The sequence below is a fragment of the Xanthomonas sp. WHRI 10204 genome (assembly GCF_040202875.1).
Classification (GTDB): domain Bacteria; phylum Pseudomonadota; class Gammaproteobacteria; order Xanthomonadales; family Xanthomonadaceae; genus Xanthomonas.
The window spans coordinates 1,842,078-1,858,196 of record NZ_JBEGDW010000001.1 but is presented as its reverse complement, the minus strand read 5'-3'; the positions used below and the strand labels follow the sequence as shown (position 1 = coordinate 1,858,196).

At 64.1% G+C, this 16,119-nt stretch carries 11 protein-coding genes; 3 read left to right on the top strand and 8 right to left on the bottom strand.

All coding sequences use genetic code 11. The annotated features are described in order from the left end of the window. The first annotated feature begins 23 nt into the window (after positions 1 to 23). From ABQZ00_RS08100 to ABQZ00_RS08090, 3 genes are read left to right on the top strand one after another with little or no spacing between them, the layout of a single operon-like run. Positions 24 to 908, top strand: coding sequence for a carbon-nitrogen hydrolase (locus ABQZ00_RS08100; protein WP_323522706.1), 885 nt, complete (start codon positions 24 to 26; stop codon positions 906 to 908). A gap of 4 nt (positions 909 to 912) precedes the next feature. Further along, a complete protein-coding gene (locus ABQZ00_RS08095; RefSeq protein ID WP_228325545.1) occupies positions 913 to 1,440 on the top strand; it encodes a GNAT family N-acetyltransferase in 528 nt (175 codons plus the stop codon). Beyond that, complete coding sequence (locus ABQZ00_RS08090) at positions 1,433 to 2,665, top strand: TraB/GumN family protein (protein ID WP_503064251.1); 1,233 nt, start codon at positions 1,433 to 1,435, stop codon at positions 2,663 to 2,665. The genes ABQZ00_RS08095 and ABQZ00_RS08090 overlap by 8 nt, the downstream gene beginning before the upstream one ends. Positions 2,666 to 2,779: 114 nt before the next feature. Here ABQZ00_RS08090 and ABQZ00_RS08085 read toward each other — a convergent pair whose 3' ends face one another. The 8 genes from ABQZ00_RS08085 to ABQZ00_RS08050 form a co-directional block, all read right to left on the bottom strand. Beyond that, the gene (locus tag ABQZ00_RS08085) at positions 2,780 to 3,751 is read right to left on the bottom strand and encodes an endonuclease/exonuclease/phosphatase family protein (protein WP_323537432.1); all 972 of its coding nucleotides are present in this window, start codon (positions 3,749 to 3,751) and stop codon (positions 2,780 to 2,782) included. Between the two features lie 5 nt (positions 3,752 to 3,756). Continuing rightward, on the bottom strand, positions 3,757 to 6,894 hold the full coding sequence (locus ABQZ00_RS08080; RefSeq protein WP_323537142.1) for a discoidin domain-containing protein: 3,138 nt from the start codon (positions 6,892 to 6,894) through the stop codon (positions 3,757 to 3,759). Between the two features lie 26 nt (positions 6,895 to 6,920). Then, positions 6,921 to 7,757 (bottom strand): carbohydrate ABC transporter permease, encoded by an 837-nt coding sequence (locus ABQZ00_RS08075; protein WP_005992271.1) that lies wholly within the window; start codon positions 7,755 to 7,757, stop codon positions 6,921 to 6,923. Next, positions 7,754 to 8,638 carry a carbohydrate ABC transporter permease gene (locus ABQZ00_RS08070; protein WP_115513129.1) on the bottom strand — a complete coding sequence of 295 codons (885 nt, stop codon included), beginning with the start codon at positions 8,636 to 8,638 and terminating at the stop codon, positions 7,754 to 7,756. Before ABQZ00_RS08070 ends, ABQZ00_RS08075 begins: the two co-directional genes overlap by 4 nt. Then, positions 8,635 to 9,999, bottom strand: a complete 1,365-nt coding sequence (locus ABQZ00_RS08065) for a sugar ABC transporter substrate-binding protein (RefSeq protein ID WP_323537143.1) — start codon at positions 9,997 to 9,999, stop codon at positions 8,635 to 8,637. Before ABQZ00_RS08065 ends, ABQZ00_RS08070 begins: the two co-directional genes overlap by 4 nt. 3 nt (positions 10,000 to 10,002) lie before the next feature. Next, entirely contained in the window at positions 10,003 to 11,622 is a 1,620-nt protein-coding gene (locus ABQZ00_RS08060; RefSeq protein ID WP_115559005.1) for a glucoamylase family protein, read from the bottom strand. A 102-nt stretch (positions 11,623 to 11,724) separates the two neighbouring features. After that, the gene (locus ABQZ00_RS08055) at positions 11,725 to 14,703 is read right to left on the bottom strand and encodes a TonB-dependent receptor (protein WP_115553890.1); all 2,979 of its coding nucleotides are present in this window, start codon (positions 14,701 to 14,703) and stop codon (positions 11,725 to 11,727) included. Between the two features lie 103 nt (positions 14,704 to 14,806). Next, complete coding sequence (locus tag ABQZ00_RS08050) at positions 14,807 to 15,829, bottom strand: LacI family DNA-binding transcriptional regulator (RefSeq protein ID WP_323537144.1); 1,023 nt, start codon at positions 15,827 to 15,829, stop codon at positions 14,807 to 14,809. Between the last annotated feature and the right edge of the window lie 290 nt (positions 15,830 to 16,119).

Genomic DNA, 16,119 nt, shown 5'->3' with positions numbered 1-16,119 from the left:
GCACCTTTGCAGGATGAGATGCCATGTCCCGTCACCTTCTTTCCGTCGCGCTGATTCAAGAGCGCAACCACGGCGACGCCGAGGCCAATCTGGCCATCATCGAATCGCGCGTGGCCGAAGCCGCCGCACAGGGCGCCAAGTTGGTGCTGCTGCAGGAGCTGCATAACGGCGCGTATTTCTGTCAGCACGAGTCGGTGGACGAATTCGATCTGGCCGAGCCGATCCCCGGCCCGAGCACCGAGCGCCTGAGTGCGCTGGCCAAGCAACATGGTGTGGTGCTGGTCGCCTCGTTGTTCGAGCGCCGCGCCGCCGGCCTGTATCACAACACTGCGGTGGTGTTCGAAAAGGACGGCCGCCTGCTCGGCAAGTACCGCAAGATGCACATCCCCGACGACCCGGGCTTCTACGAGAAGTTCTATTTCACGCCGGGCGATCTGGGCTTTACGCCGATCGATACCTCGGTGGGCCGCCTGGGCGTGCTGGTGTGCTGGGATCAGTGGTACCCGGAAGCGGCACGCTTGATGGCCTTGGCCGGTGCGGAACTGCTGCTCTACCCCACCGCGATCGGCTGGGACCCGGACGATCAGCAACCCGAGCAGGAGCGTCAGCGCGATGCGTGGATCCTGAGCCATCGTGGGCATGCGGTCGCCAATGGCGTGCCGGTGCTGTCGTGCAACCGCGTCGGGCATGAACCCTCGCCGCTGGGCGCGTCCGGCATCCAGTTCTGGGGCAACAGCCATGTACTGGGGCCGCAGGGCGAGTTCATCGCCGAAGCCGGCCAGGAGCCGACCGTGCTGATCTGCGATGTCGACCTGCAGCGCAGCGAACATGTGCGGCGCATCTGGCCGTTCCTGCGCGACCGTCGCATCGATGCGTACGGCGACCTGCTCAAGCGTTACATCGACTGATCGCATGGCCGTCGAGCTGCGTGCAGTCCGCGATACGGACATCCCGGCGATCACCGCGATTTATGCGGAGCAGATCGCCGGGTTCAATACCTACGAATACAGCGCGCCGTCGAGCGCGGACATGCACGCCCGCATGCGCGCGATCGTGGATGCCGGCTACCCGTATCTGGTGGCAGAACATGCCGGCGCTGTCGCCGGCTATGCCTATGCCAGTGCCTATCGCGCACGTGCGGGCTACCGCTGGACGGTGGAGAATTCGATCTATCTTGCCGCCGACATGCAGGGCCGCGGGATCGGCAAGGCCCTGTTGGGCGAGCTGATCGCGCGCTGCGAGCAGCGCGGTGATCGGCAAATGATTGCGGTGATCGGCGATGCCAGCAACCAGGCATCGCTGCGGCTGCATGAACGTTTTGGATTTCGCACGGTCGGAGTCTTCACCGGTATCGGCCGCAAGCAGGGTCGCTGGTTGGACGGCGTGCAGATGCAGCGCCAACTCGGCTCCGGTAACACCGCCCCTCCCTCTGATGAATGACCCCATGACTGAGCAGACCACCCACGTTCTGGACGATGCGCTGTCCGGCCAGCCGCACCGCATCGTCGAACGCGATGGCGTGCGCTACACCTTGCTGGGAACTGCCCATGTCTCGCTGGCCAGCGTCGCCGCGGTGCAGCGGGCGATCGGCAGCGGCCGCTACGACGCGGTGGCGGTAGAACTGGACGCGCAGCGGCTGCAGGCGCTCAGCGACCCCGATGCCCTCGCCCGTCTGGATCTGGTGCAGGTGATCCGCAAGGGGCGCGTGGCCTTGTTCGCCGCCAATCTGGCACTGGCAGCCTACCAGCGCCGCCTGGCCAAGCAGTTGGGCATCGAGCCGGGCGCGGAGTTGAAAGAAGCGGTGAATCTGGCGCGTGCGCAGGGACTGCCGGTCTATCTGATCGACCGCGAAGTCGGGCTGACCTTCAAGCGTGCTTCCGGGCGGCTGGGATTCTTCGGCAAGATGAAACTTGCCGGCGGTCTGCTCAGCGGCCTGTTCGCCGCCGACGAGGTGGGCGAAGAGGAGATCGAAAAGCTCAAGCAAGGCGACATGCTGGAGGCGAGCTTCGGCGATTTCGCCAGCGAGAGCCCCGAGCTCTACGACACGGTGATAGCCGAGCGCGATCGCTACATGGCCACGCGCTTGCGCGAAGAAGCCGGTGCCGGGCAGCAGGAAGTTCTGGCGGTCGTCGGCGCCGGACATCTGGCCGGGCTTGCGTGGCACCTCGAACAGGACACCGATGCGCCCGGCCCGCTGCGCGAGTCGCTGGAATATGTGCAGCAGCGCAAGCGCGTTCCCTGGATCACGCTGGGCATCCTGGCAGTGATCATTACCGGGATCGGCATCGGGTTCTGGCGCGGCGGCCTGAGCATGGGCGCCGACCTGTTGCTGCAGTGGGCGATGTACACCGGCGGGCTGGCCGCACTGGGCTGCCTGCTGGCCGGCAGCCACCCGTTGAGCATCCTGACCGCTGCAGTGGTCGCCCCGTTCAAACCGTTCCGCCTGAGCGTACCGACCGGTGCCTTCGCCGCGCTGGTCGAAGTGCATATGCGCAAGCCGGCCTATGGCGATTTCCTGTCGCTGCGCGACGATGCGCAGACCCTGCGCGGTTGGTATCGCAATCGCGTGTCGCGCGTGGTGCTGACGTTTCTGTTGACCAACTTCGGCAGCATGGCCGGAGTGTGGCTGGCAGGCGTGCAGATCTTCAATCGCCTGCATGGGTGATTGAGAGGCAGTCGCCGAGATACGGTTACAGTCGCTTCGTAGGAGCGCACCTGGGCGCGATAGGCGTTATCGGTAAAACACGTCGCGCCCGGATGCGCTCCTACGTGGTTGGCGTTACGGAGCGGCTGACTGATCCGGTGCGAGTTGCAAACGCACCCACACGCCATAGTGATCCGATGCCCAGCGCCCTTCGGCATATGGGGTGTCGAACAGAATCCGGGCTTCGCGGGCGAGCAGGCGGTTCTGCTGGAAGAACACGTGGTCGATGCGCGCCGGCGTGTCGAAGACATGCAAATTCAAGGTACTGACCGTGGCATCGCTGTTGCGGTGCACGCTGCCATAGCTGTCGCCATAACCTTTGCGTAGCGCCTCCAGATCCAGCGCGTCGGCGGCGATGTTGAAATCGCCGGCGATCACCACCGGTGCCTGCGCGCTGGTGGAGGCAATGAACTCCAGCAGGTCGCCGACCTGGCGCGTGCGCGTTGTGGTGCCGCGCGCATCGGCGCGTTCGTTGAGGTGGGTCACGTAGACATTGACCGGCTGGCCATCGATATCCACCTGCAGATGCGCCGCAACGCGGTAGTCGTCCAGCGGTTGCAGCAGGCGCTCATGGCGCGCCAGCACCTTGCGCCGGCTCAGTAACGCATTGCCATAGCGCTTGGCGGCACCGGGAGGATCCACCGAGGCGAAGATCACCTCGTAGCCCAGCTTGCGCGCCAACCAAGCGGATTGGTTTTCCACGCTACCGCGGCGCTCGATGACCTCCTGCAACGCAATGACATCCGGTGCCAGTTGCTTGAGCTCCTTGGCGATATAGGCGCGGCGGGCCGGCCAGTCTTCTCGGTCATGATGCAGGTTGAGCGTAACCAGGGTCAGGCCGCGGGCAGACGGAGCTGGGGTTGCCTGCCCTGCCGGGTCATTGACCGCTGCAGCGCCGTCCTGCCTGGACTGCGCTGCAGCACGTAACGGCCCAGCCTGACCAGGCTGGCCTGCCTGCACGTGCGCGCAGCACAGCGCCAGTGCGACAACGGCTGCACACCGGCCAGCGCGGCGCCAGTGTTGCCCTGCCCGTACCGGCCAAGGCATCGCCGTCATTGCGTGGCGCGCTCGGCCCGCCGCACCGCGCTGGGCACATCGATCTGCACGGTGGCCGGCATCTGCTGGATACGCAGCTCACCGTTCTGCCACTCCACCGTTTCGCCGTTGACGCTCGCCTTGCCGGGTTCGCCCTGATACGGCCAGACAAACACCACGCCGCCCGGCGGCAGCAACAGGCCGGGTTGCAGTTGCAGCGATAGCTGTTTTTCGGTGCGCTGCAGCGTGTAGTTGAGGCGGCCATACGGCGTGCGCAATTCGGCAATGCCGATGCCCTTGCCTTCGAACCAGCGGGTCGGCGTGCCAGCGGCGATCACGATGCTTTGGTCGGACTCGCGGGTGTAGGCGAACATGTCCAGCACCGAACGCACAAAGTCCGATGCGACCCAGGCGTGCGGCAGATCGCCGACGAAGAACGGTGTACGCGGCGTGCGCGAGACCACCTCGGCCCACTGATTCCAGGGCTGCGGCGCGCGATCCTTGAAGAAGAATGCGGTGGCATCCCAAGCACGCTCGCGCCAGCCCAGCCGCACGAACGCGGCGACGTTGCGCCATTCGTACGGGGTGTAGTCCTTCCACTCGCGCTTGCCGTCGCGGCGATCGGAGAACTCTTTCCAATAGCGTTCGAAGGTATTGGTCAGCAGCTCCTGCGGCAGGCGCTGCTGCTCGCCGCCCGGTGTCAGCGCGATGGTGGTGGAGGTCGCGTCGAAATCGCCGAGTTCGGCCGAACCGGGCAGGAAATCGAGCTTGTGCTCGCGCACCGCCGCACCCAGCGAGGCGATCAGGTCGCCGCTGAATTCGTCACGTGCAGCGCTGAAACGGGTGACCTCCTCCGGCTTGTCCAGCACGCCGGCCAGCATCGTGGCGTCCTTGTAGCCGCGCAGCGCCCAGAAGTTGTCCCAGTACGAATGCACCGGTTTGGCCGAATAGCCTTCGTGGCTGATCGACACCGGCATCATTCCGTAGAACGCCGGGTTACGCATGAAGTTGTCTTCGGTGCGCTCGCTGGCGCGCAGTTTTTCCATGTAGTCGAAGGCGCCGGTCACGTGCGGCCACATCTTTTCCAGGAACGGCCTGTCGCCGGTGTAGCGGTAGTACTCGGCGACGTTGTAGATCAGTTCGCCGTGACTGTCGTTTTCAGGCACCGGGTCGCTGCCGCGGTCGTCCACGCAGCACGGCACCATGCCGTCGGCAAATTGATACGGCGCAAACCAATCCACGTAGTCGCGCACCACGTCTTCGCGGCCGAGCCGCAGCAGGCCTTCGGAAATCATTGCGCCATCGCGGATCCAGCTGCGCGAATAGGAGCGCGTTCCCGGCTGCAGGCGTGGGCCGATGCGCGAAATCAGCATGTGCGCCAGCGCCGTGCGCAACGTATCGACCACCGGCTTGCCTTCGGCCGGCACGCTGATGCGCACACGATCGAGCTTGCCGCGCCACTGCTGGGCCACCTGCTGCTGCGCGGCGTCGGCATCGAAGCCGGCGGGCAGTTGCGCCGCGCCGGTCTGCGGGATCACCAGCGCCACTTCGCGCTTCTGGCCGGGTTCCAGCTTCCAGCGATACAGCAGCACGCCCGACGCCAGGCCGGTTTCGTCCTTGACCTGGGTGATCGTAGGCGGCGTGGCGGCGGTGAGATGGGTGACATCCATACCGCTGTCGAAGGCGCTGGCGAAGCTGGCATCGGGCCGTTGCGCGGCGAAGACGCGCGGCTTGCCATTGACGCTCACCTGCGCGCCATCCACCGCCAGTTGCTCGATCCGGCTGACGCCGCCCAGGGTGTTGAGGAACTGCGACGGCGGGTTGACCTGGAACGGACGCACCGCCAGGGCCAGGGTGAACTCACGTGACTCCTTGCCGGTGTTGTGCAGCTGATAACGCGCGACCAGTTGCGCCTGATCCGGTGTGCCCTGCACAAACGCGGTGACACGCAGATTCATCAGGTCGTGGTGCCAGTCGACGCTGGGAATCGGCAGGTAATCGTCCTGCAGGCTCTGCTCGCTGCTGACGTCGGACCAGTGCAGCACCTTGCCACCGGTGACCACGAACGGCTCGATGCTGAAACCGCCCTTGCCCACTTCCACCGCACCGTCTTCGCCGATCAGGCCCTGCTCGGTGCCGCCGTCCAGACCGAGGATGGTCCAATACGGCTGCTCGCCGGAAAACCCGCGCGGATAGCTGCCACGCGGCAACTGGCCGGCCAGCGATTTGATGAAGTCGTTGGGCGTTGCCGCAAACGCCAGCGGCTGCAACTGCACCTCTTTGATGCCGTAGCGCCAGTTTGGGCCGTCCTTCAGATCGAAACGCAGATAGCGTGCTTCGGTATCGGGCAACGCCAGCCAGTCGGTGCCGCCGGCACCGGCGGTGACCGTGCGCAGATCACGCCAGCTGCGGCCATCGGCCGATGCACGCACCGCGTATTGCGAAGCCTGCAGGCCGGGAACCCACTGCACCACCGCGCCACCGAATTCGCGCACCTTGCCCAGATCCAGCGTGACGGTCTGTTGCTTGACCGCGCCGCTGAGCCAGAAGGTGTCGGGCTTGCCATCGGCCAGACGTTGCTCCAACGCCGGCGCAGTGTCGGTGATGGCCTCGGCCTTGAGCGGCGAGGTGTCTTCCGGCGGCAATGGGGTGAGCGTCAGGCGGTCGAAGCACACCGAGCCCTTGCCACCGACCTTGTTGTAGATGGTGAACTCGACATCCGCGCTGCTGCGCAGCTGCTTGTCCGTACCCGGACCCCAGGCCTTTTCGATGTTGCGCTTGCGGTAGTTGAAGGTGGTCCAGTTCTTCGGGAAATTGAAGCCCGGCCGGTTGACCCACCACACGTTGTCGCCGCTGGCATCGATCAGCTTGAGCTGCAGATCGTTGGACGGCGATTCGCCGCGTAGCGAAAACCCGATGCGGTAGTTCTCGGGGTATTCGAGCGGCAGCGCGCGGCGGATGCCCACGTAGCCGGAGACGCCGTTGAAGTTGTAATCCAGGCACAGCGCATGCCCACCGGAGGGCGTCGCCACCGGGCGCAGCGAACCGCTGACCTGGTTGGACACCACCAGGCGCCAGGCGCCGATGTCGTTGAAGCCGTCGAGCACGCGCTCCTGCGCCTGCGCCACACCCGCACCACTGGCAACAGCGGCCATGGCAAGCACTGCCCGGATCATCGGCTTCACCCCTTCACACTCCCCAGCAGAAGACCTTGAATGTAGTAACGCTGCAGCGCCAGGAACAATAGCAGCACCGGAATCACCGTCACCACTGCGCCGGCCATCATCAGTTCCACGTCCATGATGTGCTCGCGCGACAGCGCCGCCAGCGCCACCGGCAAGGTGTATTGCTCCTGATCGGTGAGCACGATCAGCGGCCACATGAAGTCGTTCCATGAGCCCATGAAGGTGAAGATGGTCAAGGTGACCAGCACCGGCTTGAGCATCGGCAGCACGATCTGGAAGAAGATCCGCATCTCGCTGGCGCCATCGATGCGTGCGGCTTCGATCAACTCATCGGGAATGCTGCGTGCGTACTGGCGCACCAGAAAAATACCGAACACCGTGGCCAGCGCCGGCACCACCACTCCGCCGATGTTGTTGACCAGATGCAGCTGCTTCATCAACAGAAATAGCGGCAGCATCGCCACCTGCGCGGGAATCACCAGCGCGGCCATCAGGATCTTGAAGATGCGCTCGCGGCCGACGAACTGCAGCTTGGCGAAGGCATAGCCGGCCATGGTGTTGATCAGCAACGAGCCCAGCGTGATCAGCCCGGATACCAGCAGGCTGTTGGCGAAGTTACGCGCCATGCCGGTGCGCGCGAACAGCTCGTGGTAGTTGGCCAGGGTGAACGCCGACGGCAGCATCGGCGGCGGGAACCGGCTGGCCTCGCCGGTGGGCATGAACGACACCGACAGCATCCACAGCAACGGCGCCAGGCTGATCAAGGCCAGCACCAGCAAGCCGCCATTGATCAGGACGGCGTTCCAGCGCGACTCGCCGACATCACGACTCATATCAGGTCCCTCTTGCGGCCGAAGCGCAGCATCACGGTGGTCACCGCCAGGATGATCAGGAACAACAGGAACGCCACTGCCGACGCGCGGCCGAGGTTCCACCATTTGAAGCCTTCTTCGAACATGAAATACAGCACGCTGACGGTGCTCTGCAGTGGGTCGCCGCGGGTCATCACGTACGGTTCGGCAAACAGCTGGAAGTAGCCGGAGATGGTGATCACCCCGACCACCATCAGCACCGGGCCGAGCATCGGCAAGGTGATATGCAGGAACTGCTTCCAGCGCGAGGCGCCATCGATGCGCGCGGCCTCATACAGGTCCTGCGGAATCGCCTGCAAGCCAGCCAGGAAGATCACCATGTTGTAGCCGAAGTTCTTCCACACCGCGAACAGCATGATGGTGGGCATCGCCCAGCGCGGATCGCCCAGCCAGTCGATCGGGGCGATGCCCAGATGGCTCAACCCGAAGTTCACCAGGCCATATTTGATATGGAACAGGTAGCGCCAGATCACCGCCACCGCCACCAGCGTGGTCACTACCGGGGCGAACAGTGCGGTGCGGAACACCGCCTTGAAGCGCGAGGCCTTGGCATTGAGCAGCAACGCTGCGCCGAGCGACACGCCGATCGACATCGGCACGCCCAGCAGCACGAAGTAGGTGGTGTTCCACAACGACTTCCAGAACAGCGGCGTCTGCAGCAGCTCGATGTAATTGCCCAGGCCGACGAAGCGCAGGTGGCTGCTGTCGGCTAGCGCGTACAGGTCGAAGTCGGTGACGCTGAGCACCAGCGCGGCGAACACCGGCACGCCGAAGAACATGCCCAGCACCATGATCGACGGCGCGGCGAACACCCAGCCGGCGACGGAATTGCGCTTCATCATCGTGCCGCTCCCTTGCCGCTGGCTGCAGCCGCTGCTGCGCCCGGCGTGGGCCGGGTAGCGGGCGCACCCGACGTGCCGGCCGGCCCAACATGCCCGCCTTCCTGTTCAAAGATCCAGCGGCGCTTGGCCAGGATGTCGTCCACGCGTTTATCCAGTTCCTGCACGGCCGCCTCGTGCGATTGACCGCCACGCACCACGCGCTCGGTCACCAGGCGCATTTCCTGCACGATGCGCTCCCACTCCAGCACCTTGGGCGTGGCCTTGACCCGTTCCAGCTGGTCGCCGAAGGCATGCGCCAGTTCGTCGTTGGCCAGCGACGGCAGTTTCCAGGTACTGCGCCGGGGCGGCAGGTCGCCGATGATGGCGTGGAAGCGCGCCTGCACCGTGGGCTGGGACAGGTATTCGATCAGCTTCCAGGCCGCGTCCTTGTGCTGGGACGATTTGAAGATCACCAGGCTGGAACCGCCAGCGATGCCCGCGCCCAAACCATTAGGCCCGGGTAATGCGGCGGTCCCCCACTTGCCTTCCATGCCCGGCGGCTGGCGCAGCTTGAACTCGCGCACGTTCCAGGGCCCGGACAGATAGAACGCGTAGTAGCCGTTGAAGAATTCGTACCAGACGTTGGAAACCTGGGTTTCCGACACCTTCGGCGCCCAGCCTTTCTGGTACATGCCGTCGTAGAACGCCAGCGCCTTGCGGAACCCTTCGCCGCGAAAGTTGCCGTAATTGTCGTGGTCGCGCAGCAGACGGTCGTCCTGCTGCAGCGCGAACGAGAGCTGCTGCTCGAACTCGTTGAGCGGCATCAGGATGGCGTAACGGTCGGGGCCGACCTTGCGCTTGATCGCGGCCATCACCTGTTCCATCTCGGCCCAGGTCTTTGGCATTTCGCTGTAACCGGCCTCGCGCAGCAGATCCTTGCGGTAGAACAGCAGCCGCGTGTCCACATACCACGGCACCCCGTACAAGGTGTTATCGACCACGTTGGTGTCCCACACGCCGGGGAAGTAGTCCACCGGGTCGACGATCTTCGAGCGCGCCACGTAGGGTTGCATCGGTTCAAGCGTGTCCAGCAACGCAAATTCCGGCAGCCAGGTGTTGCCGAGCTGGCACACGTCCGGCAAGCCGTCGGCCGCGAAGGCGGTGAGCAGTTTTTCGTGCGCCGCGGTCATCGGGATGTTCTGCACATCGACCTGGATGTCCGGGTTCTGCTTCTCGAAGTCGGCCACCAGCTCGGCCACCACTTCGGCCTCCTTGCCCATGGCCCAGAAGCGCACGGTGGTCTTGGCGGGATCGGAGCGGTTGCATCCCGCCGCACCTGCACACAGGGCGGCGGCCAACATCAACAGTTTCAAAAGGCGCACGGATTACTCGGGTTTTTGGCGTTGCGAGGGATCTTGCTGGGCCTGGGCGGCAGCGGCACGCGACTCGGCCATGCCCAGCGAGCGTGCAGCGGCCTTTTGCTCGTCCTTCTGCGGCAGCGGCTGCGGCTCACCCTCGGGCGTGAGCCAGCCACCGGTGAATCCGGCGCGTTCCAGACCGGCGCGGATGTAGGCGTTCTTTTTCATCACCGTCCAGACGAATTCGTTCTGGTAGTTGGAGATCATCGCCAGGATCGGGCCCTGATCGATGGCGATGTAATCGCTAGCCACCCAGCCGCGGTCCGGCACCATGCGCCCGGTCTTGAGCGGGATGTCGTAGTTGAAGCTGGGGTTGAACGAATCCAGAAAACCATAGCTGGAATAAAGGAAGTCGCCGTAGCGCTTGTGCATCTCTTCGGTAGCCGGGATCACCACTTCCGGGGCGAACACGATCGAGGAGATAGCCGCAGTTGGTGCGATGGTGCCGTCGTCGAAGTTCTCGCGCAGGCCGGCGCCGCGCGAGGAGTAGTGGCGGAACTGGCGCTGCTCGCCGCGGTATTCCTGGCTGGTGTTCTGCGGGCCGTCGCCGGCGGTCAGGCCCCAGACGTTTTCGCCGTAGTCCTTCCACTTCATCGGGTTGTCGATGGCGTAGTCGCGCTGCGCCAGGGTGGCGCGGCGACTATTGAGGAAGTAGTCGATGCCGCGTTCGCGCATGTACTGGTCCTGGATATCGCGGAAGTCGATCCAGACATGGCTGTATTGGTGGCCGAACAGCGGGCCGAAGGACAGGTATTCCTGGCCCTGGTAGACGCCCCAGTCGTTGTTGTAGGTGCGTGTCCAGCTGGTCCACGCCTCCGGATCGACGCCGTGGGTGGGCGAGCCGAGCGCGAGGATGTACAGCATCATCGCCTCGTTGTAGCCCATCCAGTCGTGATCGATGAAGCCGCTCTCCGGGAACCAGCCCATCGAGATCAGCGGCGCACGCTGCTGCAGCCAGCGCCAGTCCACGCGCTTGTACAGCGTGTCGGCGATCTGGCGGATTTCTTTCTCGCGCGGGTCGTCGCCGTCGTAATACGACTGGGTAAACAACACGCCCATCATCAGCAACGCGGTGTCCACGCTCGACAGCTCGACCCAGCTGTCGTAACGGTTGCCCTGCTGCATATCCAGAAAATGATAGTAGAAGCCCTTGTAGCCGGCCCTACCGGTCCGCTGCGGCCCCATCGGCGCATCGCGGAAGAATTTCAGTGTGGTCAGGGTGCGATCGATCGCCTGATTGCGACTGACCCAGCCGTTCTCGATGCCGATCGGATACGCGGTCAGCGCAAACCCGACCGAGGCGATGCTGGCAAACGGACGCGACGGAAACCGGTCCGGAGACAATCCGTTGAGTTCATTGGTGGTATCCCAGAAAAACTGGAAGGTGCGGCGTTCGATGTCCGAAAACAGCGGCGGCAGCGGTGGCTTGACCGGCTTGGGAGGCAACTGCGCCTCGATCAATATCACTTTCACCGGTGCCTTCTGTTCGACCACCTTCGGCTCCTCGGCCTGTTTGCAGGACGCCAGCACCAGCGCGCCCAGCAAGAGTGGAATCGTCAACCAACGCGACGTGTTGCCCCTGTCCATCCGCCCCCCACTTGTGTAATCGATTACATCTCGCACGCCAACCTACCCTATCCAAGCGCCGAGTTCGACCGCCCTGGCCTCATGCCAGGGCGGTCGAGCACCTCACCAGTTCAGGCCGAAGGCCAGACGGAAGGTACGCATCGGCGACGCCAGCACACCGGTCGGTGTGCCGTAAGCCGTATTCAAGTCCGACAGTGTCCCGGTATCGCCGTTAAAGTTGGCGTAGTTCACCCAATTGAACACGTTGAGGATATCCGCACGCACGTTGAATTTGACACCTGCACCGGTATCCCATTCTTTGTTGGCGGCAATGCTGAACTCCTTGTAGCCCAACGTGCCATCCGGCTTGAACTGGATGATGTCGCACTGGTCGTTGCCGGCAAGGCAATTCTGGCCGTAGCGCGCGGTCTGGCTGGCCAGCGACAGCTTGCCGGACAGCTTGACCTCATAGGGCAACTCGTAGATGCCGGTGACCACCAGGCGGTTCTTCGCAATACCGCCGGCTTCACGCCAGCCATAGTCTTCGACGCGCTCGCGGTCCAGCGCGTAGTGCTCGCCGAACTGACGGTTTTCCTTGGCGTCGGAATAGGTGTAGGCCACGGTCAGGCCCCAACCGGATTCTTCGTCGAAGGGCTTTTCGATCTGCAACGCGAGCTGGTTGTTGCGGGTTTCCACACCATTGGTGCCGAGCACGATAGCGCTATAGCCATCCGGTCCGTCGGTGGGCGCGCCCGAGGTGGTGCCCGGCTGGAAGAACGACCCATCAGGCAGACGGTTGCCGCGCACGAACGCAAAGCCGTCGTGGCTCTCGATGCGGCTCAGGGTCACATCGGTGAACCAGTCCTGGCCCCATAACGGCACCATGTTGCGCATGCCGATGCTGAATTGATCGGAGTACGGGGTCTTGATGTTGTTGTCGATCAGATAGATTTCACGCCCACCGCCGCCAGCGCTGGTCGCCGCCAGTGCATCGAGCCCTTCCTGAGTCGCAAAGGACGGATTCCATGCCGTGCACGGGTCGCCCAGGCAGGCCGGGTTGTTGGCGCTGGTGAAGTAATAGCTGTACGACTTGAAGGAGTTGTTGAGCTGCTCCAGTGCCAGGTAATCGAAGATGTTGCGGTCGTAGGCACGGCCGGCACCGCCGTAGATCACGTGGGCCTGGTCGCCGAACAGGTCGTAGGAGGCACCCAGACGCGGCTGCCAGGCATTCTTGAACGCCTTGCGGTTGTTGCCGGTGCTGATGAAGTTGTTGATGTTGTAGTTGGCGTTCTGCAGGTTCGGCCAGTTCTGCAACGCACCGACCACATCGGACGGCGTGACGAAGTCCAGGAACGCCGGGGTTTCTTCGTAGTCGTAGCGCACGCCCAGGTTGAGGGTCCAGTGCTCGTTGACCTCCCAGTCGTCCTGCAGGTAGATGCCGTACTGCTTGTTCTTGGACACCACCGAGCCGCCACCTTCGGTCAACGGCGCGCCGAAGCGCACGCGGTACGGCGTTTCGACATCGGTGAGGATGTTGTAGTAGTACTGCGGATTGGCCGGGTTGAACTGGGTCGAATCCAGATCGATGCTCTTGAACTTCACGCCCATCTTGACGGTGTGCGCGCCGTGCCATTCCAGGCTGTTCAAGGTCAGATCGTCCTGGAAGGTCCAGCCCTTCTGGCCTTTGCGCTGGAAGCTACCGCCGGCACCGGCTGACAGCACTTCGTCTTCGATGCCGCGAACCGGCGCATAACTCAGCACGTAGCCGCTGCCATTGTTGAGCGGCGCCTGGTTCCAGAACGCGCTCTCGTAGCTCAGATTGGCTTCGTTGAGGAAGTTGGCGCCGCTGTACTGCCAGCGCAGGTTGGCGCGCTTTTCTTCCTGGCCATTGATGCTGCCGTGCTCGTAGGTCGAGGTGCGGCCGACGTCGTTGAGCTCGTCTTCCTTGCGGTACTTGCCGGTCAGCTCGAACAGGTTGTTGTCGCCGATGGTCCAGTCGATCTTGCCGAAGTACAGGTCTTCCTTGAACGGGGTGCTGTAGGTGGCCACCAGCGGCTGCAGCTGCGCCGGCAACTGGTCGATGCGGTCGGAATAGATCGAGCCGGGGATCACCACGTTGGGGGTGGTGTATTCCTTGGCTTCATAGGCGATGAAGAAATGCGCCTTGTCCTTGAGGATCGGGCCGCTGAAGGTGGCGCCGTACTGGGTTTCTTCAAAGTCGTCGCGCACGCCGGCCTTCTTCTCCAGCGGGCTTTCTTCGCGCCAGCCGTCATTGCTGGTGTCCCAGAAGAAGCTGCCGTGGAAATCGTTGGTGCCGGACTTGGACGAAGCCACGATGGCCGCGCCGCTGACCTGATCGAACTCGGCCTTGTAGTTGGAGGTGATGACCTTGTACTCGCCGATCGCCGACTGCGGAAACGGGTTGCCGCGGCTGGAATCCTGGCCGCTGACGCCACCGGTCAGCACGTAGTTCTTCTGGCTCACGCCGTCGATGTAAACGTTGGTGCCTTCGGCCGAGGTGGCGCCCGAGCGCACCTTGGTGGTGCCATTGGCGTCGCGGGTGAACTGCACGTTCGGCACGGTATCGGCCAGTTCCAGGAAGTTGCGCGTGGCACGCGGCAGGTTCTGGATCTGGACGTTGGAAATGTAGGTGGCGTTTTCGGAGGTGCGCGTCTCCACCAGTACCGGCGGTGCCTTGACCTGCACCGCGTCCAGCGTGGTGGCGTTACCACCTTCGGCCGTGGCCTGCTCGCCGCCAACGCCCAGGTTCAAGGTTGCCGTCTGGCCGACCTGCACGGTCACGTTCTGCGAGCTGGTCTGACCATTGGCGGTGACGTCGATGCGGTACGAGCCCGGCGGCAAACCGCCGACCGAGTAACCGCCATTGTTGACCTGCACGCTACGGGTCAGGCCGGTTGCGAGATTGGTCGCGGTCACCTGGGCCTGCGCCGCAGGCGCCGAGTCGACGGTGACCTGGCCGCGGATGGTCGCGGCAGTGCTCTGCGCAAATGCAGGCGCGGCGCCCAGGAGCAGGCAGCTGGCCAGGGCACAGCTGAGCAGCTTGCGCGCCGGGCGTGCGGAATGGGGGTGGTGGTGGCGCATTGGTCCCTCCAGGGATCGGTACAAATTGTTGTTGTGGTGTTGCAAACCAGCAGGAACGACCGCTGCGGGGGAGCAGCGGGAGCGGACAGAACGTCCGCGAAAGTCAGGGGCCGGGCTCGCGGGCACCGCAGGAAGCGCGTATCACCAGCTCGGGCGTGAGCAGTTGGCGGATACCGTCGTCATGGCCGGGCAGTTCCACCAGCCGCATCAATCGGGTCATCGCCTGCTCGCCCAGGCGCGCAATGCTGACCCGCATCGTGGTCAGCGCCGGATGGACGAAGCGTGCCAGCGGGATGTCGTCGAATCCGGCCAATGCCACATCGCCGGGTACCGACACATCGGCCTGCGCAAACGCGTACAGGCAACCGAGCGCGGTCATGTCGTTGGCGGCAAATACCGCATCGGGCAAGGTGCCGGCGGCCAGCATCGCCAGTCCGGCGCGATGGCCGGAGGCTTCATCGAAGTCGCCGGCATATTCCATGCCCTGCGCCTGGTCGCCGAACCCGGCAATCGCGTCGCGGAAACCGCGCAGGCGTTCGCGCGCATCGAAATTGAGCGCGGGCCCGCCGATGAAAGCGATGCGCCGGTGGCCGGCGCGCAGTAGATGCTCGGTCATGGCCATGGCGCCGGCATGGTCATCGATGCTCAGCACCGGATAACCGGCGCCGGGCAGATGCGCATTGATCAGCACCGTCGGCAGCGACGGCGGCAGGTTATCGGTGAGAAAGCCCGGCTGCTCGGCGTAGGGAGAGAGCACCAGCAAGCCATCGACGCGTCCACGCATCGACCGCAGCGCCCTGCCCTGGGCTTCCGGGTCGCCGTGATAGCTGGACACCAGCAAGTGCTGGCCGGCAGCGCGCGCCGCGCCGTCGATGCCGCGGATCAACTCGGAAAAGAATTCGCCATACAGATCGGGCAGCACCACGCCCAGGGTATGGGACCGCCGGCTGCTCAGGCTGCGGGCTGCCGCATGCGGGCTGTAACGCAGCCGCTCGGCCACTTCCATGACCTGCCGGCGCACCGGCCCGGCAACGTTGTCGTGCCCGTTGAGCGCACGCGACACGGTAGCGACAGAGACCTGTGCTTCCCGAGCGACATCTTTGATGGTGACCGCACCCTTGGCCATTCGTGTCGCCCTCCGCGACCGACTTCCCAAAACTGGCGCGGACTGTAAGCGTTTTCATAAGCGGGCGTAAACCCCTATCTTCACACCTGTGAAAACGCTTACAGATCAAGCGCCTGCAAGTGATGGAGGTGTGAATAAATGTGCTGCGACGCAACAAATCGGCACCCACGTGTCCACAAACGAAGCAGAACGTCGATCACGTTTGGGCTGGTTGGGTTGCTGCATCGGTGGGCACGCAGGCCCTACCGACGTAGGAGCGCACCCGGGCGCGGCGGGCGTTATCGACAATG